The organism is Pseudarthrobacter equi, from assembly GCF_900105535.1.
Classification (GTDB): domain Bacteria; phylum Actinomycetota; class Actinomycetes; order Actinomycetales; family Micrococcaceae; genus Arthrobacter; species Arthrobacter equi.
This window is the reverse complement of sequence record NZ_LT629779.1, coordinates 4,023,727-4,046,538: the sequence shown is the minus strand read 5'-3', so window position 1 is coordinate 4,046,538 and position 22,812 is coordinate 4,023,727. Positions and strand designations below refer to the sequence as shown.

21 protein-coding genes are annotated in these 22,812 nt (G+C 66.8%); 11 read left to right on the top strand and 10 right to left on the bottom strand.

Annotated features, from left to right (window positions below; translation table 11 throughout):
- Positions 1 to 14 precede the first annotated feature (14 nt).
- The 5 genes from BLT71_RS18475 (at position 15) to BLT71_RS18455 (ending at position 5,953) form a co-directional block, all read left to right on the top strand.
- Complete coding sequence (locus BLT71_RS18475) at positions 15 to 1,526, top strand: aldehyde dehydrogenase family protein (RefSeq protein WP_172830006.1); 1,512 nt, start codon at positions 15 to 17, stop codon at positions 1,524 to 1,526.
- A 177-nt stretch (positions 1,527 to 1,703) separates the two neighbouring features.
- Entirely contained in the window at positions 1,704 to 1,934 is a 231-nt protein-coding gene (locus tag BLT71_RS18470) for a hypothetical protein (RefSeq protein WP_091723203.1), read from the top strand.
- A gap of 312 nt (positions 1,935 to 2,246) precedes the next feature.
- Positions 2,247 to 3,617 carry an MFS transporter gene (locus BLT71_RS18465; RefSeq protein ID WP_172830005.1) on the top strand — a complete coding sequence of 457 codons (1,371 nt, stop codon included), beginning with the start codon at positions 2,247 to 2,249 and terminating at the stop codon, positions 3,615 to 3,617.
- A 142-nt stretch (positions 3,618 to 3,759) separates the two neighbouring features.
- Positions 3,760 to 5,016: an aminopeptidase P family protein gene (locus BLT71_RS18460; protein WP_091723201.1), complete on the top strand. Its 1,257-nt coding sequence runs from the start codon at positions 3,760 to 3,762 to the stop codon at positions 5,014 to 5,016.
- Between the two features lie 61 nt (positions 5,017 to 5,077).
- Complete coding sequence (locus BLT71_RS18455) at positions 5,078 to 5,953, top strand: IclR family transcriptional regulator (protein WP_091723199.1); 876 nt, start codon at positions 5,078 to 5,080, stop codon at positions 5,951 to 5,953.
- A gap of 17 nt (positions 5,954 to 5,970) precedes the next feature.
- Here the strand turns inward: BLT71_RS18455 and BLT71_RS18450 are convergent, their stop codons facing one another.
- The gene (locus tag BLT71_RS18450; RefSeq protein WP_091723197.1) at positions 5,971 to 7,719 is read right to left on the bottom strand and encodes a PucR family transcriptional regulator; all 1,749 of its coding nucleotides are present in this window, start codon (positions 7,717 to 7,719) and stop codon (positions 5,971 to 5,973) included.
- Between the two features lie 108 nt (positions 7,720 to 7,827).
- On the opposite strand from BLT71_RS18450, the gene BLT71_RS18445 reads away from it, so the two are divergent.
- The 3 genes from BLT71_RS18445 (at position 7,828) to BLT71_RS18435 (ending at position 11,245) form a co-directional block, all read left to right on the top strand.
- Positions 7,828 to 9,444 (top strand): purine-cytosine permease family protein, encoded by a 1,617-nt coding sequence (locus BLT71_RS18445; protein WP_091723195.1) that lies wholly within the window; start codon positions 7,828 to 7,830, stop codon positions 9,442 to 9,444.
- A gap of 67 nt (positions 9,445 to 9,511) precedes the next feature.
- Complete coding sequence (locus BLT71_RS18440; protein WP_091723194.1) at positions 9,512 to 10,459, top strand: polysaccharide deacetylase family protein; 948 nt, start codon at positions 9,512 to 9,514, stop codon at positions 10,457 to 10,459.
- A gap of 114 nt (positions 10,460 to 10,573) precedes the next feature.
- Complete coding sequence (locus BLT71_RS18435) at positions 10,574 to 11,245, top strand: TetR/AcrR family transcriptional regulator (protein ID WP_231994363.1); 672 nt, start codon at positions 10,574 to 10,576, stop codon at positions 11,243 to 11,245.
- An 883-nt stretch (positions 11,246 to 12,128) separates the two neighbouring features.
- On the opposite strand, the gene BLT71_RS18425 is transcribed toward BLT71_RS18435, so the two are convergent.
- Both BLT71_RS18425 and BLT71_RS18420 read right to left on the bottom strand, forming a co-directional pair.
- Positions 12,129 to 12,749: a hypothetical protein gene (locus BLT71_RS18425; protein WP_091723189.1), complete on the bottom strand. Its 621-nt coding sequence runs from the start codon at positions 12,747 to 12,749 to the stop codon at positions 12,129 to 12,131.
- A gap of 138 nt (positions 12,750 to 12,887) precedes the next feature.
- Positions 12,888 to 13,403 (bottom strand): GNAT family N-acetyltransferase, encoded by a 516-nt coding sequence (locus BLT71_RS18420; protein ID WP_091723188.1) that lies wholly within the window; start codon positions 13,401 to 13,403, stop codon positions 12,888 to 12,890.
- 260 nt (positions 13,404 to 13,663) lie between these two features.
- On the opposite strand from BLT71_RS18420, the gene BLT71_RS18415 reads away from it, so the two are divergent.
- A complete protein-coding gene (locus BLT71_RS18415; protein WP_091723186.1) occupies positions 13,664 to 14,080 on the top strand; it encodes an SRPBCC family protein in 417 nt (138 codons plus the stop codon).
- Here BLT71_RS18415 and BLT71_RS18410 read toward each other — a convergent pair.
- Entirely contained in the window at positions 14,074 to 14,487 is a 414-nt protein-coding gene (locus BLT71_RS18410; RefSeq protein ID WP_091723185.1) for an Hpt domain-containing protein, read from the bottom strand. The two genes, BLT71_RS18415 and BLT71_RS18410, sit on opposite strands and share 7 nt — an antisense overlap.
- A 206-nt stretch (positions 14,488 to 14,693) precedes the next feature.
- Between BLT71_RS18410 and BLT71_RS18405 the strand changes: the two genes are divergently transcribed.
- Positions 14,694 to 15,500 (top strand): oxygenase MpaB family protein, encoded by an 807-nt coding sequence (locus tag BLT71_RS18405; RefSeq protein ID WP_231994361.1) that lies wholly within the window; start codon positions 14,694 to 14,696, stop codon positions 15,498 to 15,500.
- Positions 15,493 to 16,419, top strand: a complete 927-nt coding sequence (locus BLT71_RS18400; protein WP_091723181.1) for a DUF817 domain-containing protein — start codon at positions 15,493 to 15,495, stop codon at positions 16,417 to 16,419. Before BLT71_RS18405 ends, BLT71_RS18400 begins: the two co-directional genes overlap by 8 nt.
- On the opposite strand, the gene BLT71_RS18395 is transcribed toward BLT71_RS18400, so the two are convergent.
- The 6 genes from BLT71_RS18395 to BLT71_RS18370 all read right to left on the bottom strand — a co-directional run bounded on the left by BLT71_RS18395 (position 16,407) and on the right by BLT71_RS18370 (position 22,480).
- Positions 16,407 to 16,829 (bottom strand): universal stress protein, encoded by a 423-nt coding sequence (locus tag BLT71_RS18395; protein WP_091723179.1) that lies wholly within the window; start codon positions 16,827 to 16,829, stop codon positions 16,407 to 16,409. The genes BLT71_RS18400 and BLT71_RS18395 overlap by 13 nt on opposite strands.
- Positions 16,830 to 16,929: 100 nt before the next feature.
- Positions 16,930 to 18,324, bottom strand: coding sequence for an LLM class flavin-dependent oxidoreductase (locus tag BLT71_RS18390; RefSeq protein ID WP_091723177.1), 1,395 nt, complete (start codon positions 18,322 to 18,324; stop codon positions 16,930 to 16,932).
- Entirely contained in the window at positions 18,324 to 19,703 is a 1,380-nt protein-coding gene (locus BLT71_RS18385) for an LLM class flavin-dependent oxidoreductase (protein ID WP_091723175.1), read from the bottom strand. The genes BLT71_RS18390 and BLT71_RS18385 overlap by 1 nt, the downstream gene beginning before the upstream one ends.
- 25 nt (positions 19,704 to 19,728) lie before the next feature.
- Complete coding sequence (locus BLT71_RS18380; protein WP_091723174.1) at positions 19,729 to 20,550, bottom strand: ABC transporter ATP-binding protein; 822 nt, start codon at positions 20,548 to 20,550, stop codon at positions 19,729 to 19,731.
- Positions 20,526 to 21,383 (bottom strand): ABC transporter permease, encoded by an 858-nt coding sequence (locus BLT71_RS18375; RefSeq protein ID WP_157693501.1) that lies wholly within the window; start codon positions 21,381 to 21,383, stop codon positions 20,526 to 20,528. The genes BLT71_RS18380 and BLT71_RS18375 overlap by 25 nt, the downstream gene beginning before the upstream one ends.
- Positions 21,380 to 22,480, bottom strand: coding sequence for an ABC transporter substrate-binding protein (locus tag BLT71_RS18370; RefSeq protein WP_091723172.1), 1,101 nt, complete (start codon positions 22,478 to 22,480; stop codon positions 21,380 to 21,382). Before BLT71_RS18370 ends, BLT71_RS18375 begins: the two co-directional genes overlap by 4 nt.
- Between the last annotated feature and the right edge of the window lie 332 nt (positions 22,481 to 22,812).

Below are 22,812 nucleotides of genomic sequence, written 5' to 3'. Positions count from 1 at the left end.
CCAAAGGACCCACCATGACCTCCACCGTTATTGACGCCGAAACCAACCAATCCACTGACTCCCGGGAAGCCATCACCGCCCGGCACCTCATCAACGGCCAATGGCTGGGTGACGCGGACACGGTGCGGATGAACCCGGCCCGGCCCGGCGAGATCGCCGCGGTTTCCCCCAGCGGCACCGCTGCGGACGTGGACTCAGCGGTCACCGCAGCGGCGGCGGCCCAGCCTGCCTGGGCGGCGCTGCCCGCACCCTCGCGCGGCGCCATCCTCATCGCCGCCGGCAACCTGCTGATCGAGCGGCAGTCGGCCATCGCCGAGGACCTGGTCCGTGAGGAAGGCAAGACCCTGGCCGAGGCCAAGGGCGAGGTGAAGCGAGCCTCAGACGTGCTGCGGTTCTTCGGTTCGCTGGGCTGGGCGGCCACCGGGGAGGTGCTGCCCAGCGGCCTGCCGGACACCACCATCACCACCCGCCGTGAGGCGTTGGGCGTGGTCGGGCTGATCACGCCGTGGAATTTTCCCATCGCCATCCCCGCCTGGAAGGCCGCCCCCGCGCTGATCAGCGGCAACGCCGTGGTGATCAAGCCAGCCGAGCTGACCCCGCTGTCCGCCACCCACCTGGCCCGGGCCCTGCAGGATGCCGGGCTGCCCGCCGGCGTCTTCAACGTGGTCCACGGTAAGGGCCGTGTTGTGGGGGAGGCGCTGGCCCGGGATGCCCGTATCGCCGGGCTCTCCTTCACCGGTTCCACCCGTGTGGGCCTGGGGCTCCAGGAAATCCTGAACGCGCGCCGCGCCCGCGTCCAGCTTGAGATGGGCGGCAAGAACGGCGTCCTGGTGCTTGATGACGCAGACCCCGCCAAGGCTGCGCAGGTGGTGGCCGCCGGCGCGTTCGGCCTCACCGGCCAGGCCTGCACCGCAACATCGCGGGTCTATGTCACGCCGGGTGTGAAGGAGAAGTTCCTCGCGGCGCTGGTGGCCGAAGCCTCGCAGTACACTGCCGGGGACGGCCTGGACGGCCTGGACGGCGCTGGCACAGGCGGAACATCGCGCATGGGTGCCGTGGTGAGCCGGCAGCAATTCGAGCAGGACCAGGAAGCGGTGCGCGCCGCCGTCGAACGCGGTGCCACCCTCCTGCACGGAAAGTACGACGGCGACCCCTCCGGTGCGCTTTTCTTCCCCGCCGCCGTGCTCACCGACCTGCCCGCCGGTGACCCCGCTGTCACCGAGGAAATCTTCGGCCCCGTGGTGGCGGTCCTGGAAGTCCCCGACTACGAGGCCGGCCTGGCCGCAATCAACGATTCGCGCTACGGACTCACCGCCGGCATCTGCACCGATTCCCTGGCCCTGGCCACCGATTTCGCTGCCCGCGCCCAGGCCGGCGTGGTGAAGGTGAACAGGCCCACCGCCGGGCTGGACCTGAACGTGCCTTTCGGCGGCGTGAAGGACTCGTCAACGAACACGTTCCGCGAGCAGGGCCGGTCCGCGCTGGACTTCTTCACGTGGGGCAAGACGGTCTACACCGGGATCTGACAGGACCCGGAAGGGGGCGGGGTTCCAGGCGCTGGCCCGGGATCCGCCCCCAGGGGCAACCCAGCACCGAACGGCCGCCAGGCAAATTCCTGGCGGCCGTTCGTGTGCCCGCAAGCCTTGCCCCGCCGTCGTCCGCCTGCCCTTTCCGGGCCCCCGCGCCGGTGGGACGATGATCCTATGCAGGAAAACAGGGTTGACAGCCCCAATGATGCAGGCCCGCATCTGCATGCCCACACCGCACCCACCACGCAGCAGATGCGCACGGTGGGCCAACGCCGCCGCGACGCGGAGGAGAAGCTGGAGCACCACCTCCAGGAAGCCCGCCACAAGGATCACCCGCACGGGGATGAGCCTCCGCCGGATCAACCCCGCACCGATGGGGACCAGCAGAGCGGCAGCTCCACCTAGGACAGAGGAACCACAACAGGCGACGACGGGACTTTCCCGGCGTCGCCTGTTTCTTGCTGCCCAACGGCAGGGCCGGGCCGTGTGCCTGTTCGCGTAGCCGCAACGGGTTTCCGTTTCGTTTCAACAATGTTGCTTTGAGTGCAACGTTGTCATATGTCGCGGAATTGCTGCCTCCAGGCGATGAATGCCCGTATCGCCTGTCAAGTCTCCACGGAAATAGTCTGCGAATCTCTTGACTGTGTTCGCAGTCACCACCTATCTTGAAACAACGACGTTGCAATCAGTGCAACTCCAACTTTCATTGGTGGTTCTATGAGTCACGAAACAACACCGCCCCAGGCGGGAGTCATCGCCAAAGATGCCGATGGTTCCGCACTGGCAGGCGGCGGCGTTAGCCCCCTAACGCCCAGCAAGGACGTACGACGCCGGGTGGTCACCGCGAGCTTCATCGGCAACTTCGTTGAATGGTTCGATTACGCCGTCTACGGCTACCTCGCCGCTGTCATCTCATCGGTTTTCTTCCCGGAAGCGGACCGGCAGACGGCGCTGCTGGCCACTTTCGGCGTCTTCGCGGTCTCGTTCTTCGTCCGGCCGCTGGGCGGTTTCTTCTGGGGCCACATCGGCGACAAACTCGGCAGGCGGAAGGCCCTGTCCCTGTCCATCGTCATCATGTCCGTCTCGACGTTCTGCATCGCGCTGATTCCCGGCTACGCATCCATCGGGCTGATGGCTCCGGTCCTGCTCCTCCTCATCCGCATCGTCCAGGGCTTCTCAGCCGCCGGCGAGTATGCGGGCGCCTCGGCCTTTCTGGTGGAGTACGCCCCGGCGAACCGGCGCGGCCTCTACGCTGCCGTGGTTCCGGCCAGCACCGCGGCCGGCCTGCTCCTGGGCTCCCTCATAGCGGCTCTCCTGAGCTCGGTGCTCACCACAGAGCAGTTGCACGAGTGGGGCTGGCGGCTGCCGTTCCTGCTGGCTGCCCCCATGGGGCTCATCGGACGCTACATCCGCACCAAACTCGAGGACACCCCGGCCTTCCGGGAACTGGCCGCGAAGGAAGGCACCGAAGAGAAGGCCCCCGCGCTGGCCATGTTCAAGACCTACCGGAAGCAGCTCGTCATCGCCTGCGGCGCGGTACTGCTCAACGCCGTGGGCTTCTACGTCATCCTCAGCTACATGCCCACCTACCTCTCCGAGGAACTGGGCTTCGGCCCCACCGAGTCCTTCCTGGCCACCACCATTGCCCTGGCCAGCTACATCGGATTCATCTTCCTTACCGGCATGGCCTCGGACGTCTTTGGCCGCAAACGGATGCTCATCACGGCATCCATCCTTTTCATGGTCCTTACCGTTCCGGCGTTCATGCTGCTGGAAACCGGAGATTTCCTGGTCATCGTCCTGGTCCAGATCCTCCTGGGCGGCATGCTCACCCTGAACGACGGAACACTCCCCAGCTTCCTGGCCGAGCTGTTCCCCACCAAGGTCCGCTACAGCGGGTTTGCCGTCAGCTTCAACCTCTCCAACGCCCTCTTCGGTGGCACCGCGCCGTTCATGGCCACCCTGCTGATCGCCATGACCCAGAGCAAGATCGCCCCAGGCTGGTACCTGGTTGCAGCTTCGGCCGTGTCCCTGGCGGCAGTCCTGTTCGCCACTGAGACGTCGCGAAAGCCCCTGAAGCACCTCTGACCCCCGGGTATTGCCGGACCCACCGGCATGTGCCAGACCCGCCGGCACGCCCGGCCCGCCGCAAGGCCCCCTGACCACCCTTCCGATCCACACCACATCAACTGCACTGGACAATCCAGAAGCATCAACGAAAGGCACCACAGTGACTATCACCGCCGATATCGCCTCGTCCATCGCCGACCTCGAGCGCCTCAAGGTCCTCCACAACGGCACCAAGGGCAAGCTCACCTTCTCCGACGCCGAGTTCGAGCGCCGCCTGGGCGGCCTCCGCCAGATCATGGCCGCCAAGAGCCTGGATGCCGTCATCCTGACCAGCTACCACGGCATTAAGTACTACTCCGATTTCCTGTTCACCACGTTCGGCCGCAACTACGCCCTGGTGGTCACCGCCGACGACTCGGTCACCATCACCGCGAACATCGACGCCGGAATGCCGTGGCGCACCTCCTACGGCGAGAACATCGTCTACACCGACTGGCGCCGGGACAACTTCTACTTCGGCCTGCAGGAAGCACTGCGCCAGCGCGGCGTCAAGGCAACCCGCCTCGGCGTCGAGGATGACTTCCTCCCCGGTCTGACCCGCGAGAAGATCGCCGCCGCGTTCCCGGGCGCACAGCTCCTGGACGTCTCGCAGGACGCCATGCGCCAGCGCATGTTCAAGTCCGCCGAGGAGATCGAGGTCATCAAGCACGGTGCCCGCATCGGCGACCTGGGCGGCGAGGCCATCCGCAACGCCATCCGCGAAGGCATCTCCGAGTACGAGGTTGCCCTGATCGGCACCGAGGCCATGGTGCACGAGATCGCCAAGACCTTCCCGGACCGGGAAGTCCGTGACACCTGGGTGTGGTTCCAGTCCGGCATCAACACCGACGGTGCCCACAACTGGGCCACCACCCGCAAGCTGCAGCAGGGCGACATCCTCTCGCTCAACTGCTTCCCCATGACCTCCGGCTACTACACCGCCCTGGAGCGCACCCTCTTCCTGGGCCAGCCGGATGAGCGTTCCCTGGAACTGTGGAACATCAACGTGGAGGTGCACAAGCGCGGCCTGGAACTCATCAAGCCCGGTGCCGTCTGCAAGGACATCGCCGCGGAACTGAACGAGATCTACATCAGCCACGGGCTGCTGGCCAACCGCACCTTCGGCTACGGCCACTCCTTCGGCGTCCTCAGCCACTACTACGGCCGCGAAGCCGGGCTGGAACTGCGCGAGGACATCGATACCGTCCTGGAGCCCGGCATGGTGGTCTCCATGGAGCCCATGATCACCGTGGCCGACGGCCAGCCGGGCGCCGGCGGCTACCGCGAGCACGACATCCTGGTCATCGGCGAGGACAACTCGGTGGAGAACATCACCAAGTTCCCGTTCGGCCCGGAGAAGAACATCATCGAGGCCTAACCGTCCAGCACTGGAAGCGGCGTCACGCACACGTGGCGCCGCTTCCGCCGTTTAGGGAAAGATGGTGTCCACCATGACTCCTGCAAAGACCAGCCAAAAAGACGCAGCAGACAACGACGCCGCAGGTGACAACGGCAGCGCCGGCACCGGCACCAATGGCGGTGCGGACGCCAAAGGTGCCTCCGTCGTCGTCAACGCCATCGCCGTGCTGCGCACCTTCAGCGCCGAGGAACCCCTGCTGGGAGTCACCGAAATCGCGGGCCGCGTGGGCATGCACAAGAGTTCCGTTTCCCGGATTCTGGCCACCCTGGAGCAGGAAGGCCTGGTGGAACGGGACCCCGAAACCCGCCGGTTCCGCCTGGGCCTGGGATTGATCGCCGTGGCCGGGCCGTTGCTGGCGGAAATGGACGAGCGCCGCGTGGCGTACCCGGTGCTGCGGCGGCTCACCGAGCAGACGGGGGAGACCAGCGCCCTCATGCTCTGGAACGGCGACGAGGCAATCTGCGTGGAACAGATCGCCAGCCCCCACCAGATCAAACACACCACGCCCCTGGGCGCGCGCTACCGGGACGCCATGAGCGCCTCGGTCCAGGTCTTCCTCGCCCACCAGCCCGCCGAGCGGGTCCGCGAACTCCTGCGCAGCGGCGCCGTCACCTTCCCGGGAATGGACGACGCCGGACTGGCGGCTTACGAAGCCCGGCTCAAGGAAGTTGCGGGGCGTGGCTGGGCCGGGAACTACGGCGAGTCCTCCATGGACGAAGTGGGGGTCGCCGCGCCTGCCTACGACCACCGCGGCGACGTCACCGCCGTCGTGCTCATACCAGCCCCAAGGTTCCGCGTGTCACGCGAACGGCTGGAAGACCTCGGCGAAGCCTGCATGGCCGCGGCCGCCCAGGTCACCACCCGGCTTGGCGGGCGCGCCAGCCAGAACTCGTAAGCGGGCCAGCCGGTGGGTCAGGGCAGGCCGGCCATCCGTACCGCCAGGTGCAGCGCCGCCAGCCTGCCGGTGCCGCGGGGATCGCCGCCGCAAAGATCGAAGATGCGCTGCAGCCGGTGGTGCATCGACTGCCGCTCGAGGTGCAGTTCGCGGGCCGACTGGGCCGTGTTGCAGCCCGAATCGAGCCAGACCTGCAGCGTCTCCATCAGCTGGGACTGCCGTTGCGCATCATGCTGCAGGACGGCACGCAGGTGGTGGTTGACGAAGGCTTCCCGGGCTGATGCCGGCAGCCCCGTCAGCGCCAGGCTCTCCACGGCTGCGTCGTCGGCGTCGAGCACCACCAGGCCGTGGGCCGGCGGCCGCCTGCGCGGTGAGGCGTTGCGGCGCCGCACCTGGCGCACATCCAGGGCGCGGCGTGCCTCGGCCAGGGACCAAGCGGCATCGGCCACCCCGTCAACCATCGGGCCGACGGAGATCACCGCGTCGTGGTTGCCTTCCAAGCCCTGCAGCGAAGCAAGCAGCTCACGGCGCACCCGGGCTGTGTCGGCGCAGGGGAGCCCGGCCATCACCACGAGTTCCGCATCGTCCAGGTAGGCGGCGCTGGGGATCCGGCCGGCGCCCAGGAACGCCTCGATGGCTCCGCGCATTTCCTGCGGGGACGCTGCGTGGACGGCTGCCACCACCAGCGGCGAATCAAGCGGGAACCCTGCCCCCGGGGCCAGCTGTTCCAGGCGCCATTCGGGGGCGGATGTGAGGACGGCGCGCATGAGCTCGGCGCCAGCCTGGGCGTGCAGGCCGGGCGGGGTGTGCTGCAGCAGCGCCAGGCCAAGGATGTCGACGGCGCGTTCCCCGGCCACCTGCGCCAGCGCAGTGTCCCCGCCGTGCGGCACCAGCACCTCCAGCCTGCCCATCAGGACACCGCGCACCGGGATGTCCACGCTCATGACAGTCCCGGCGGGCGGCTCGGGAGCTGCGGGCACGTCGGGACGGTCCGGCGTCCCGGTGACCTCGCCTGCCCCGGCCGGGTTCGTGCCGTGGTGAGTCCCGACGGCGTCGCCTGCCGCGCCGCTGTCCGCGCCGCCGTCGTGCATCGCACCGCCGCCGTGGCCTTCCCTGCCGCCCCCTGCACCGCCGTCGGCCGTCCCTCCGCTGTCCGTGCCGGCGTCGTGCGAAGCCTCGCGTTCCGCTGCGTCCAAACCTTCCGGCAGTGCGCTGCCCAGGTCAACGCCCCACGGAGAAACCAGGCGGACCGCGGACGCAGTGATGCCGGCCAGGACGCCAAGGATCTTGTCCAGAGACGCGCCGTGGGCCAGCTCGGCGGCCATGGCCCGGGTGGCGGCGTCCGCCTGGTGCAGGTGCCCCGCCGACTCGCTGACCAGGATGGAGTTGATGGCCTGCATAACGCCCACGAACGGCACCACCTTGCGCAGCTCCACCACCGGTAGCCCGTATTCGGCCGCCGTTTCCAGCATGTCGGCGGGAACCTCGGGAAGCACTCCGCCGGTCTCGATGGCGAGGGCCGCAATGCCGCGTTGTGCCAGTTCCCGGACGTAGTCCCCGCGCCTGGCGGGAGTGGCCGTTGCCAGGGTGATGCCGCCGCACAGCAGCAGCTCACCGCCGCGCAGCAGCGGCGCGATGTCCAAGACTTCGCTTGAGTGCACCCAGCGAACCGGCTGTGCGGAGGTGTCCGTGCCCAGCGGATGGACCACCGGATCGGCTGCGCTGAGGGCTGGGTGGGCGAGTATTTCACCAAGAGACACTGACACGACAGTCCGTAACGTAGAAGTGGAATCTGTTCGACACATCGTATCTTGTTTACTGTGATTGGGGCCACATAGCCTTGTGAGTACGAAATCCACCTCACGGAGGCCCCCATGCAAGAAAAGCTTTCTTCTTCAGCGCAAAGGCGCGCTGGTTCTGACGCAAACGGCCACACAGACCACTCCACCACCGACCACTCCACCACTGACCACTCCACCACCGACCACTCCGCCACTGACCACTCCACCACCGACCACGAAGCCTGGCTCCAGCCCATCCCGGAATCCGCCCGCACCCGCAAGGTGTCCGGCCAGTTCTGGATCTGGGCCGGCGCCAACCTGGCACCCATCAACTGGGTCCTCGGGGCGCTCGGGATCCACCTGGGACTCGGCTTCGCGGACACCGTCACCGTCCTTGTCCTCGGCAACCTGATCGGCATGCTGCTCTTCGGCTGCTTCGTACTTCTGGGCCAGAAAACCGGAGCCACCGGCATGGTCCTGGCCCGCGCAGCCTTCGGCCGGCGCGGAAACTACCTCCCCGCCGCCATCCAGGCGCTGCTGGTAATCGGATGGTGCGCAGTCAACACCTGGATCATCCTTGACCTGGTAATGGCACTCTTCGGAACGCTCGGCTGGGTGGACCCCGAAGCCCACAACTACGCCTGGAAGATTGGCGTGGCCACCACCATCATGGCTGCCCAGGTTGCCATTGCCTGGTTCGGCTACAAAGCCATCGCCGCCTTCGAAAAGTGGACGGTGCCGCCCACCATCATCATCCTCGCGGTCATGTCCGCCGTGGCCTGGTTCGGCATGAAGATCGACTGGGGCTACGCCGGCCCCGCGGGCAACATCCTCGAAGGCTCGGAACGCATCGCAGCCATGAGCGCCGTGATGACCGCCATCGGCATCGGCTGGGGCATCACCTGGTTCACCTACGCCGCTGACTACTCCCGCTTCGTCAGCACCTCGGTTCCCAAAAAGAAGGTCTACCTGGCCTCGGTCCTGGGCCAGTTCATCCCGGTGGTCTGGCTGGGCATCCTTGGCGCCAGCCTTGCCACGAACAGCGGCGAAGTTGACCCCGGAAAGCTGATCGTCCAGAACTTCGGCGTCATGGCGCTGCCGGTCCTGCTGATGGTGCTGCACGGCCCCATCGCCACCAACATCCTGAACATCTACACCTTCTCGGTCGCCACGCAGGCCCTGGACATCTCCATCAGCCGCCGCAAGCTCAACCTGTTCGTCGGCGTCTTCTCCCTCGCCGCCGTCGTGTTCTTCATCTTCCAGGAGAACTTCGCCGAGGTGCTGGACGCCTGGCTGATCGGCTTGGTGGCCTGGGTGGCTGCCTGGGGCGGCGTCATGCTGGTGCACTACTTCTGGCTTGAGAAGCGCTGGCCGGGCGGAACCGAGCGGCTCTTCGACGGCATCGGCACGCGCCGCTTCCCGGGCGTCAACTGGGCCGGCGTCACCTCGCTCCTGGCCGGCATCTTCGCCACCTGGCTGTTCATGTACGGCCTGGTCCCCGCCATGCAGGGCCCCATCGCCGTGGCACTGGGCGGCTGGGACCTCTCCTGGCTGGCCGGCGGACTCACCAGCGCCGGCGTCTACGCAATCCTCGGCCCGAAGGTCCACCGCCGCTACGTCACCGGCGCCAGCACCGGCACCGACGCCAATCCCGCGGCTGCCCCGGCCGCCGAAAACCCGGACAGCGCCGCAGCACTCCCGGTCATCTGACCCGCACTTCCACTCAACACCCCAGCTGTACAGGCGGGCGCACGGCGCCCGCCGAAAGGAATCCATCGTGAACCAGCCCGCCATCGCGGACCTCCTGCACCCCATCACCTGGCCTGAAGGCTTCAAGGCCGCAGCGTCCTTCACGTTCGACGTTGACGCCGAGTCCTGCACCATCGCCCACGACCCCATCAGCACGCGGCGGATGTCGCTGATGACCCACCAGTCCTACGGGCCCAAGGTGGCGGTGCCGCGGCTGCTGAAGATCCTGGAGCGCCAGGACATCCGGGCCACGTTCTTCATCCCCGGCTTCACGGCCGAGTCCTACCCGGACATCGTCCGGCAGATCGTGGACGGCGGGCACGAGGTGGGCCACCACGGCTACCTGCACGAGCCGATGCAGGGCATTGACGCCGCCACCGAGGCCAGCTACATGGACCGCGGACTTGACGCCCTGGCCAAGGTGGCGGGGGTGCGGCCGGTGGGGTACCGGGCGCCGTGGTGGGAGCTGAACTGGCACTCGCCGGGCCTGCTGGCAGACCGCGGGTTCCTCTACGATTCGAGCCTGCTCGACGGCGACGCCCCCTACCGCTTCGCCGTCGCCGCCGACGATCCCCGGGACATCGTGGAGATCCCCGTGGACTGGACGCTGGACGACTGGGAGCAGTACGCCTTCTACCCGGGAGTCACCGGCAGCGGCGTCATCGAAAGCCCCGCCAAGGTCCTTGAAATGTGGACGCTCGAGGCTGAAGCCCACCACTCGCAGGGCAGCTGCTTCGTCCTCACCAACCACCCGTTCATCTCCGGCCGGCCCTCCAAAGCCGTGGCCCTGGATCAGCTCATCGAACGGGTGAAGGGCATGGACGGCATGTGGGTGACCACCATGGACGAGATCGCCCGGCACACCAAGGCCTCGGTCACCGAAATCCACACCCACGCCCGGATCGACGTGCCGGTATTCCCGGGTGCGGGTGCAGCGTTCACGCCGGCGGCAGTGCGGGAGGGGGCGCTGAAGTAGGCCACGCCAAACAGCAGCGGACGACGGCGGGAGGTTCCCGCCGTCGTCCGCTTGCGTAGTAGGTCTTGGACCAGACAGACCGGTCTGTCTGGTTTTGGTGTAGTGTCTGCGGGGATGGTAAACGCAAACAGCTCTGTGGCTGACCCGATAGGCGCCGATGCCCGTTCACGGCCCATGCAGGTTGGTGCGCGGGAGCGTATTTTGGCTGCCGCTGATGAGCTGTTCGCGCAGCGCAGCATTCGCGATGTTGGCGTAAATGAGCTGATTTTGCGTGCGGGGGTGGCTAAGGCCACGTTCTACGGGCACTTCGCCTCCAAGGATGATGTGGTCCTGGCCTTCTTAGAACGCTGCCATCAGAGCCTTACTGTCGAGGCGATCATCGCTGAATGCAAAAGGACAACCGACGACCCAACAGCCCAGTTGCTGGTCATTTTCGACGTTCTGGACGGGTGGTTCCGCCGGGATGACTTCCAAGCGTGCGCATTCGTGAGCACGATGCTTGAGATGGGCCCCACCCACCCCTTAGGAGAGGCGTCCATCAGCTATTTGGCCCAGGTGAGGGACTTCATGCGAACCCTCGCTGCGGACGCAGGTCTTGACCAGCCGGATGAATTTGCCCGGTCCTGCCACATTCTGACTAAGGGCTCCATTATTTCTGCGGTGGAGGGAGACAGGGAGGCAGCCGTGCTGGCCCAAAGGATGGCCGCTTCCCTCATTTCCGTCCACGGAGGCTCCGCCGCTTTGGCCGGGAGCGGACCGTCGGCCGCCGGCAAGCTAATCCATTGACAACCACACCCCCACTGTCGCATTCCGGCTCCCGGGCCAGGATGCGGCTGATTCGGCCTCACCTTTGTTTCCCCGCCGGAGGATTACCCGGGGTTCCGCTTCGCGTCGCTTGCGCGGGGCACCGAGTTTTGACGCTGTAGAAAAACGGCGGACACACCACTTTGTTGAAAAGAGCCACTATGGCGTATTCACAGTTCGATCATTTCCTTCAGGAAGCCACCTATCGTGATCAGGAGTCGGAATCGACTCTTGATGGGGATTCGCTTTATGGGCTCTACACCAGCTGGTGCAGCCTATCCAGCAGCGCCCCTCGGACGGAGCACTCATTCTGGGCCGCGATGAGACTTCGCGTTGGTCCCGGACAGGGCTTGCGTATGAAGGGACCAGCTGCCGCCGACTATATTCTCACCAGCTACCCGGCCCTGCTATGAACCCCACCGCGGCCGCATCGGCAGGCAGCTACGTTCCCCGACACGCTCATCAGCCGCGGGGCAAACGCCCCTGGTGCCCGACGTGTGATAACGATCTGTACCTTGAAGTTGAGTCGCCGACCGTTTCGGGTCGGCAGGCAGGCACTCTCACCGTCGCTGTTGCCTGTTCCAATTGCCACGGATCACGGGTACTCGACACCACGGCAGAGCATCTTGCCGCCCTCCCGCGCCTCCAACCGAGCAAGAGGGTACAACCCCTCGGAGCCGCTGCTCTTCCAAGTGCGAAGAACGCGTGCTCCGGCCCCGTCCCCCTGGCCAGGACCACCGCGTTGTCGGCGCCTGATTTGTACGTTTACACCGAACGATAAAATCCACGGTGAGAGTGCCGCGTGCACTGAGCTACCACTATTGTGATCTGCCGCAGGTAGACGCTCCCTTTTGCGAACATATCGCTAACAATCCTTTCGGAGTGTCTCGTCCGGAACGACATAGGAGCTGGAGTAGTGAACCCAATCGTCCCTGCGTCCCTCCCTGAAAAGGCGATCTGCGACCATTTGGCACTCCTGCCAGTCTTTCCGGGAGTCCTGCGGCCCATAGCCGACGGCTTGACCGAGTTGATCTAAAGTCACCAGCTGTGTGACTCCCGGCGCAGTCGCTACTTCGTAGGTGAAGGTTCCTTCGAGGGAGAACCACCTCTTGCGGATGGGAGTTTCGATCAGACGGAAGTAAGCGCTTCCGTTGGCGAACATGGCAGCAGCCGCGCTCTCTTTCGATTCAGGCTCAGCATTGACGAAATCCGTGAACTTTTGGAGAAGTTCTTCGTACTCGGCGTTGAGGACTTCATCCACCGCTCCGTCCTTCTGCACGTACCGGTCACTGAGGCTTCCGCTGCCGCCCTTCATTGACGACCGGAGCCACAGTCGGACCTCCTCCACAGACTCTTCCGATGGTTCGCTCTGGAGCGCTCTGGCAAGCGATTCGTATTTGAGCGCCACGACAGAGAGGTCCATGTGTCTTAGCAGGGACGCAAATCGCATCATGTCGGCTGCCAGTACTTCAGTGTCCGTTTCCATCCGGCTCCTTTCGCGGGTAGGGGTAAAGCTAACCACCGGAGGACGACGCCTTCACGGTTTTCCGGTCTGAGGAAGCCGATCCGCTCGGGGCCCTCAGAAATCGTGTCGGACGCACTTCCGCGTCCGACAGGGGAATCCTCAGCGGGCAGCCTCAAGGGCGACCAGTCGCTTCTCCATGCAAAGAAGTCGTGGCCGATCTTCCCAGGATGGAACAGGGATGAACCCACGTTTCCCGTACAGCCGAATTGCATCGTCTCGCCAATCCCACACCGTCAGACGGATAGGAAGATCCTGCTGTCTGATTGCGGCATCCATCAAGGCGGAGCCCACGCGATGTCCTCGCGCGCCGGGTTCAACCCAAAACCGCTTGATCTCGCGTGCCTCTGCTGTCTGCTGTACGACCACCACGCCGACCGGAGAATTTCCCAGTTCAGCGACGTAAACATCCGCGCTCAGGTAGGCACGCTCTGGGTGGTCGACTTCCTGGCGATAGCGTTCGGGGAGTTCTGCGTCTCTGAAGGTGCCGCCCAAGTAGGTAGCTTTCTCGCGTTCGGTTTGTATCAGGTACGCCTCGACCAGCCGACTTACCGCTTCGGCGTCCGGGCCGCTGAGATCCGCTGGGCGGACGATAAGCGATCTAAGTTCGGTTCCCATCGCTTCATTCTGGCAAAGACTCGAGCAATCACACAGAGGTGCCCGTAAGCCGGTCCCTTACTGCAACTAACAGGGTCTGACCTGCCTCTGGCACCCCCGATTCACGCAAGATGTCCAGCGCTTGCGTTTCCCAGAACCACGCCTCGAGACCTCCTGCCCGAATCGGCAGGCTTGTAGCTGGATGTCGGGCTTAGGCGGCCTGTGTGTCATACCGGCGTGCTAGACAGGTCACTAAGAACCCGGACGAGGAGAACCCCGCCATGACCAATGCCATCCGGCTTGAACGCCGCTTCGAACATCCCCAGGTCGCCGTCTGGGCTGCCCTGACCACACCGGAACTGCTGGCTCGCTGGTGGGCGCCGGGAAACATCGAGCCCGTCCCCGGCCACCGGTTCACCATGGACATGGGCAACTGGGGCCAGCAACAGTGCGAGGTCCTCACCGTGGAGCCGGGCACCGCCATCAGCTTCCTGTTTTCCGAGGGCATGCTGGACACCACCATCACCTGGAGGCTGGAGGCCGCGGCGAATGGAACGGTACTCCACTTCGAGCACGCCGGCTTCGACCCGGAGACGCCCATGGGCAGGACCGCCTACGAGGGGATGGGCAGCGGCTGGCCCGGCCTGCTGAACCGGATCGACGGGGTCCTGGCCAGCCAGCCTGACGTGGGTCAGTAACCGCCGGGCCGGTCCTGCAGGAGTGCCCGCAGCAGGTTGGTGGTCTGGTCCGCACACTGCTTGATGCCGCGCAGGTGCTGGGCCGCCAGCCGGGGGAGGGCCGTGGCCGAGCCGTTGCCGCGGGAAGCGGTGCGCAGCGCCCGCTCCAGTTCCAGGGCCAGGCCGGCCAGCCGCTCCGCACCGATCATCTGGCTGGAGGTTTTCAGGCTCAGGATGGCATCCAGTGCACCCGGAGCGTCGCCGGTGGTAAACGTCAGGCGCACCTTCTGGATACGGTGCGGCAGGTTGGCGATGAAATCCTGGATGAACACCTGCCACACGCCTTCGTCGTCGTCCAGGTCGGAGCGCAGCCGTTCCAGCACCGCCTTGTCCAGCAGCGGCAGCGCGTAGCCGTCTTCCTGCGTCACGGTCCTCCACCCCGCACGTCCCGCTGCCGGCCCATGATGTGCCTCCCGCTGTCCGCATACCTGCGCGATGCTGCGGCAGGACTTTCATCGGACGGTACGTGCCCGCGGGGCCGGAGCGCATGAGTGGTGGGTACTCGCATTTCCGGGTACCGACCCCTGCTTACAGTGGTGTTTACCTCCGGTAGCCTGTTGGGATGGTTCGGGCAATGGCTGAGTTCGGCGGCGAGGGCATCATGCTCGCCGGGGCTGGCCGCGCCCTGCTGCTGCAACTGGCCAACCCGGCCGTGGGGCGCGGCGTGGCCGAACACAGCACCTTCGAGGGCCGCCCGGTCAACCGGCTCAAAGGCACCCTGACTTACGTGTATGCGATCGTCTACGGCACCGACGAACAGGTGAAGGAAGTCCGCCGCCGCGTGAACCGGGCCCACGTGCCCGTCCGGCGCCCGGACAACGCGGAGTCGCCCGGCTACAGCGCCTACGATCCCGCACTCCAGCTCTGGGTGGTGGCCACGCTCTACGACACCGCCCGCACCGTCATTGAAAAGATCTACGGCCCGCTCGACGCCGGCACGGCCGATGCGATGTACCGCGACTATGCGCGGCTCGGCACCGCCCTGCAGGTTCCCGAGGGCATGTGGCCGCAGGACCGGGCCGCGTTCGGCCGCTACTGGGACGAACAGGTTGCTACCCTCCAGGCCGGACCCGCTGGCATCCGGGTGGCGCACGGCCTGCTCTACCCCAAGCACACCGCCCTCTGGTACCGGGCCATCATTCCGCCGGCCCGGTTCCTCACCGCAGGATTCCTGCCGGACCGGATCCGCCAGGACTTCGGCCTGCCGTGGAACGACCGCCATGAGCGCCGCTTCAACAGCACCATGCGGATGCTGTCCCTCACTTACCCCAGGCTTCCGCGGGGGATCCGGCACGGGCTCAAGGACTACCTCCTGGGCGAACTGGACAAGGACATCCGCCGGAACAGCCGGTCAGCCAAGCGTCAGGGAGTCAGTGCGTAGTTCCACCCCGGTTGAGCAGCGGCTCGACGAAAGCGCCCGCCGCTTCCTCGCCACCGCGCCCGCCAACGGCGCCAAAGCCAAGCTCACGGAATTCGTGGTGTTCGGCCTCAAACAGGGCTGGGCCTGCATCTTCGGCGCGGCCCTCCTCGCGGTGCTCATGGCGGCCCGCCTCTGGTACCCGGACAGCGCGGCGCTGGCCCGCAACGACTTCCTGACCCTCGCCGCCGTCGTGATCCAGGTCCTGATGGTCGCCTTCAAGCTCGAAACCCTGAAGGAACTGCGGGTCATCGTGCTGTTCCACCTGGTGGGGACCTGCATGGAACTGTTCAAGACGGACGTGGGTTCCTGGTCCTACGAGGCCGAGGGCGTGCTGCGCATCGGCGCCGTGCCCCTCTTCAGCGGCTTCATGTACGCGGCCGTGGGTTCCTACATGGTGCGCGTCTACCGGCTCTTCGACCTCCGGTTCGCCAACTACCCACGCAGGTGGATCACCGCAATCGTGGCGGCGGCCATCTACGTCAACTTCTTCAGCCACCACTACATCTGGGACCTGCGGTGGGTGCTGCTCGCCGCCGTCGTGGTGGTCTTCGGCCGCTGTGTGATGCACTTCCGGGTGTTCCGGCGGAGTTTCCGGATGCCGCTGGTGGTTTCGTTCCTGCTGGTGGCGCTGTTCATCTGGATCGCCGAGAACATCGCCACCTGGTCCGGGGCGTGGCTCTATCCGAGCCAGGTGGCCGGCTGGCACCCGGTGGGCCTGGAGAAGCTCGTGGCCTGGTTCCTGCTGATGATCATTTCCGTGGTGCTGGTGGCCTGGGTCTACAAACCGGCGCCCCCGGACGAAAAAAGCGGACGACGGCGGGAAGTTCCGCCGCCGTCCGCCACGCTGCCCGTGGGCACGGGGGAAGGTCAGTCCTCGTAAGTGTTGGCGATGTACACATCGCACGGGGCGTTGTGCGCCACGCTGTTGGCCACGCTGCCCAGGAGCCGGCCGATGCCGCGCATCCTGCGGTTGCCCACCACGATCAGGCGGGCATCCAGGCGGATGGCTTCCTTGATGAGCGAATCGGCGGGCTTGCCGCGCGCAGCGAAGTGGGTGACCTGCACTCCCGGCCTGGAGACGCCCAGGGATTCGGCAACATGTTGCGCGCTGTCACCCCGGAAAACCGTCACCTGGTCAGAGCCCGAACCGAAGGTCTCGGGGCTCTCCGACTCGAACCCGGTCACCACGTGCAGCGACGCTCCGAGCGACTCCGCCAGGTCCAGTGCCACTTCTGCAGCTTTACGCGCTGATGCGCTGGCATCCACGCCTACAACGACTACTCCACTCATGGGGGCTCCTTCATTCGGGGGCAATACCGTCAAGGGGCCAGTCTAAAGGAGGGGCCCGCGGATGCGGCGGCGGCACAGAACCGGGGTTTGCGGAGTCCGGTCAGGTGTTTGCCGCCAGCAGCGGCTCGCCCGGGGAGTGCTGGCTCCGCTGGACTGCGCCGGGTTGGCCCGGCGTATGCCGGCCCCGGCTGTACTGGCTTTCGGGACGGGCCAGGCCGAAGTGCTCACGCAGCGTCCATCCGGAGTACTCGGTGCGGAACAGGCCGCGGGACTGCAGGATGGGGACCACCTCGTCAGCGAACGCATCGAAGCCCCCGGGCAGCCACGGCGGCATGATGTTGAACCCGTCCGCGGCGCCGCCCTCGAACCAGCGCTGGATCTCGTCCGCCACCTGCATGGGAGTGCCGGCAAAAACGTAGTGTCCCCGGGCACCGGCGAACCGGTGCAGCACCTGGCGGACGGTGAGGTTTTCGCGGCGGATGATGTCCAGCACCAGCTGGCTGCGGCTGCCCGCCTGACCCGCGGTGGCCAGCAGCTCCGGCGGGAACGGCCCGTCCAGCGGCACCCCGTCCAGGTCGATGCCCAGCAGCTTCCGCAGGATGCCCAGCCCGTATTCCGGCTGGGTGAGCTCGTCGAACTCCTGCTTCAGGGCTTTCGCTTCCGCCTCGGTGGAGCCCAGGTACGGGCTGATGCCGGGCAGCACCAGGAGCTGGCCGGGGTCCCGGCCGAACGCCGCCGCCCGGGCTTTGATGTCCGAGTAGAACTCCTGCGCGCTGCCCAGTGACTGATGGGCCGTGAACACCGCTTCCGCATGTTCGGCGGCAAAGGCCTTGCCGTCTTCGGACGAACCTGCCTGCACGTAGACGGGCCGGCCCTGCGGGGAGCGCGGTGTGTTCAAGGGCCCTGCCACGCGGAAGTACCTGCCCTCATGCTCTACCGGATGGATCCGTGACGTGTCGGCGAAAACTCCCGTGCCGGCATCGGCCACTACTGCGTCGTCCTCCCAGCTGTCCCAGAGCTTGCCCACAACGCGGACAAAGTCGTCAGCCCGGTCGTAGCGTTCAGCGTGCGGCGGGTGCTGGTCCAGCCCGAAGTTCTGTGCCGCCCGCTCCGCGCCGGTGGTCACGATGTTCCAGCCGGCGCGGCCGTTGCTGAGGTGGTCCAGCGAGGCGAACAGCCGGGCCGCGTTGTACGGCTCCAGGTACGTGGTGCTGGCCGTGCCGATCAGCCCGATCCGCTCCGTGGCCACCGAAATCGCGGACAGCCACGTGAACGGTTCGATCCGGAACCGGGTGGCGAACTGGACGTTGCTTTCCAGCGCCGGGCCGTCCGCGTAGAACACCGCGTCCAGCTTCGCGGCCTCGGCCCGCTGCGCCAGCTCCTGGTAGAACCGGATATCCAGCAGCCGGTCGGTGTGGGACTTCGGGTGCCGCCACGCTGCCTCGTGGTGGCCGCCCGGGTAGATGAACAGGTTGAGTTTCAGCTGCCGGCCCATCAGAACGCGGAGCCGATCGATGCGAGCTCCGGCGCTTCAGCACCCTCGTACCGGTTCTCCGGGCGGGCAAGGCCGTAGTGCTCCCGCAGCGTCCGCCCGGCGTACTCGGTGCGGAACAGCCCGCGCTCCTGGAGGATGGGCACTACCTGGTCCACGAACGTTTCCAGCCCGGAGGGGAGCACCGGCGGCATGATGTTGAACCCGTCCGCCGCGCCGCCGTCGAACCATTCCTGGATGGCGTCCGCCACCTGCACCGGGGTGCCCGTAAACGTGCGGTGACCGCGGCCCCCTCCCAGCCGGCCAATTAGCTGCCGCACCGTGAGCTGCTCCCGGCGGGCCAGCTGCACGATCAGCGTGTAGCGGCTCTTGGCGCCCTCGATCTCATCCTCGCTGGGCAGGTTGTCCGGCAGCTGGCGGTCCAGCGGCAGGTCCTCCGGCTCCACCCGCAGAGTCTTGGCCAGCTGGATCCGGGCGTACTCGGGCTTGATCAACCGGTCCAGCTCACGCTCCAGCTCCAGGGCTTCCTCCACGGTGGCGCCAATGACGGGCACGATTCCGGGGAGGATCTTGATGGTTTTCGGGTCCCGGCCGGCAGCGGCGGTGCGGGCCTTGAGGTCGCGGTAGAACTCCTGCGCGTCGGCGAGGGTCTGGTGCGCGGTGAACACAGCGTCCGCGTACTTCGCGGCGAGATCCTTACCGTCCTCGGACGAGCCTGCCTGCACGATCAGCGGGTGGCCCTGCGGGGAGCGGGGCACATTGAGCGGTCCGCGGACCTTGAAGTGCTTGCCCTCGTGGTCCACGGTGCGGATCCTGTCCGCGTCGCCCCACACGCCCTCTTCCTTGTCGGCCAGGACGGCGTCGTCCTGCCAGCTGTCCCACAGCTTCTGCGCCACCTCGATGAACTCGCCGGCACGCTCGTACCGGACGGCGTGGGCGGGCTGATCGTCCACGCCGAAGTTGCGGGCGGCGTCCGGGCCCGCCGTGGTCACCACGTTCCAGCCGGCCCGTCCGCCGCTGGCCCAGTCCACCGAAGCGAAGCGGCGGGCCAGGTTGAACGGCTCGTTGTAGGTGGTGGACGCGGTGGCGATCAGCCCGATCCGTTCCGTGGCACCGGCGATGGCGGTGAGGAGCACCGTGGGTTCGAGCTTGCCCGCGGGGCGGCGGCCCACCTCGCCGAACAGGACGGGGGAGTCGGCGAAGAAGATCGAGTCCAGCTTGCCGCGTTCGGCGGTGCGGGCGAGGTTCTTGTAGTGCTCCACGTCGGTGCTGGCCCGGGGGTCGCTCTCCGGCAGCCGCCAGGAGGCTTCGTGGTGGCCGGTGCTCATGAGGAAGGCGTTGAGATGGAGGTGGCGCTGCGGTTCAGTGGGCGTGCTGCTCATGGAAGGCTCCTTGGAAAGTTTTGGGTTAGCGGCCGACGGCGGCGGGCTGGGCGGGGTGGACGGGCTCCGGAGCGTGCGCGGCTTCGACGCCCAGGGCGGTGAGCAGGTCGCGGCGGAGCGCTTCGTGGCCGGCGGCGTCGGCTGACGAACCGATCTCCGGTGCAACAGTGCGAACGGTGGCGATCCGGCCGTGGTCCAGCACCACGATCCTGTCGGCCAGGGCGATGGCCTCATCCACGTCGTGGGTGACCAGCAGGACGGCGGGCCGGTGCGCGGCTACGAGATCCTGGAGAAGGCCGTGCATCCTGATCCGGGTCAGCGCGTCGAGGGCACCGAACGGCTCGTCGGCCAGTAGGAGCTGCGGCTCACGGACCAGGGACCGTGCCAGGGCGACGCGCTGCTGTTCACCGCCGGACAGCTCATGCGGCCAGGCCTTTTCGCGGCCGGCGAGCCCCACCTCGGCGAGGGCCCTGCGTGCCCGGCTCTCGGCGTCGTGCTCCCTTAAACCCAGGGTGACGTTGCCCAGGACCGTGTCCCACGGCAGGAGCCGCGAGTCCTGGAACACCACTGACACGCGGTCCGGGACGCTGATCACGCCGCTGCCGCGGACATCATGGTCCAGTCCGGCGAGGGCGCGGAGCAGGGTGCTTTTGCCGCAGCCGCTGGGTCCAAGGAGGGCCACGAATTCGCCGGGGGCGATGTCCAGGTCCACGCCGTTCAGGACGCCCTTGGGCCCGAAGCTGCGGACCAGGTCCCGGACAGACACGGCGGAATCGGCGCCGTTCGAGGACGGGGTTGCCGCAGGACGGGGTGCGACGGCGGTCAGCCCGCCAGGGTGCGCTGCCATGAGAGGGCCTTTCGTTCGATGAAGCGGACAATGCCGTCGGAGAAAAGGCCAAGGATGCCGTAGACAGCCAGGCCGAGGACGATGATGTTGGTTTGGCCGTAGGTGCGGGCGAGCTCCATCATGTAGCCGATGCCGCTGGTGGCGTTGATCTGTTCCACCACCACCAGGGATACCCATGCGCCGGTCACCGCGAAGCGCAGGCCCAGGAAGAAGCCGGGCAGGGCGCCGGGGAGGACCACTTTGCGGATGAAGCCGGCCCGGCTCAGGCCCACGGTCTGTGCCAGTTCCACGTAGCGCAAGTCGATGCCGCGCAACCCGGCGTGGGTCTGCAGGTAGATCGGGACGAACACGCCGAGGGTCATGGTGAGGACCTTCATGGTCTCGTCAATGCCGAACCACAGGATCAGCAGCGGGATCAGGGCCAGGCCGGGGATGGCGCGCTTGATCTGCACGGGACCGTCGATCAGGGCTTCCCCGATCCGGCTCAGCCCGGCCAGGAGGGCCAGGGTTGCGCCCACCACGATGCCGAAGAACAGCCCCAGGCCGGCTCTCTGGGCTGAGATAGCGAGGTTTTCCTGGAGCCGGCCGTCGGCGATCAGTTCGCCGGCGGTGGCCACGACGGTCCAGGGTTCGGAGAGGATCCGGGGATCGAGGAGGCCGGTGGCGGATGTGACGGTCCAGAGGGCCAGTAGCGCACCGGGGCCGAGCAACCAGGCGAGCCTGCGGCGCCTGCCCGGGCCCAGCCGCCTGCCGGTGGGCCGGACGTCTTCGCGCTTGTGGAGGTCCGGGTCCAGGTGGGGTTCGACGACGGGACGGTCAAGTACGGCGCTCATGCGGCGCCTGCCTTGGCGGCCGCGGCGAAGGACGTGCCGCCGATGGCCTCGAACCGGGTGTCGTAGAGGTCCGTGGCCTTCAGCTGCGGTTTCTTTTGTTCGCGGGACAGCAGGTCGATGGTCTGCTGGTGGCGTTCGATTGCCTCGGTCCACGAGGTGGGGATGTCCCGCTTGCCGGTGGCCTCGATCAGGTACTGGCCGTCCTCGCGGGACAGGCCCTGGTCCTTGACGTAGTAGCCGGCCAGCCATTCCTCCGGGTGGTCTTCCACCCAGCGCTGGGCCTTGCCCCACACCTCCACGTATTTGGCCAGTGCCGCTGCCTTGGCGGGGTCGGCCAGTACGCTGGCGGGGGCGTACAGGTGGCCGGGGTCATCCCGAAGGCCATGGCGGAGGGTGGTGGCGCCGTCGGCCCTGTACTTGGCGAGGTAGCGCTTAATCTGGACTCCACCCAGCGGCGCGGCGTCCACCTGCTTGCTGGACAGCGCGGAGGCGTAGGCGTCGCCGGTGCTGGGCAGTTCCACGAGCTTCACGTCCTCCTGCTTGAGACCGGCCTTGTCCAGGATGCGAAGGACCAGGGCGCCCTGTGCCTGGCCGGGGCTATAGGCCACCTTCTTGCCGCGCAGCTCCTCAAGCTTCGTGATCCCGGCACCGGTCGCGATGCCGAGTTCGTAGATGGGGTGGTTCACGGCGTCCTGGCGGTACACGGCGGCGATGATGCGCACATCCAGGCCGGTCCAGGTGGCGTGGATGGGGGGAATATCGGCCACCGAGCCGACGTCCAGGGCATTGGCCCGGAACGCCTCGGTGGTCTGCGGACCGCCGGAAAGGTTGGCGAACTCCACGTCGATGCCGGCCAGTTCCTTGTTCAGGCCGGAAAGTTCCAGTGCCACGCGGATGCTGGGATCGCCCACGGTGATGGTGGTGCCGGGCGGGACCGATGACGCGAGCGGGGCGAGGGCTTCCTGGCTGATGCGCTCGCCGCCGGCCGTGGCGGAACCGCCGCAGGCGGTGAGGAGCCCGACGGCGGGAATCGCCAGGAGTGCCCCCAGCGCGCGGCGCCGGGTGAAGGCGGGTGGGGAGGATGCTGCGAAGGACATGGGTGCCTTTCGGAAGGAATGCGGGCAAATCCGGGCAGGGCAAACTGAGGCGTGTGGCCCGGAAGGCGGGAAAAGGGTGAAAGGGGGAGTGCCGGCGTCGGGCGATTCAGGCCCGACGCGCCGGCACCCGTTCTAAGGAGAGCTGTGGGGCCGCGGCCGAAGCTAGCGCCGTGTTGCTGCCATTTGGCGGGGCGGCGACATTCGGGGGCGGCAACAGTGCGGACCCCATGTGGTGCTGCGGTGCATGCTGCTGGATGAATCAGACATCAGGTCCTCCTGTCCTTGATGGGAACTGGCGCGGGTTGAAGCTGGTGGGTGCTGCAAAACTGGCC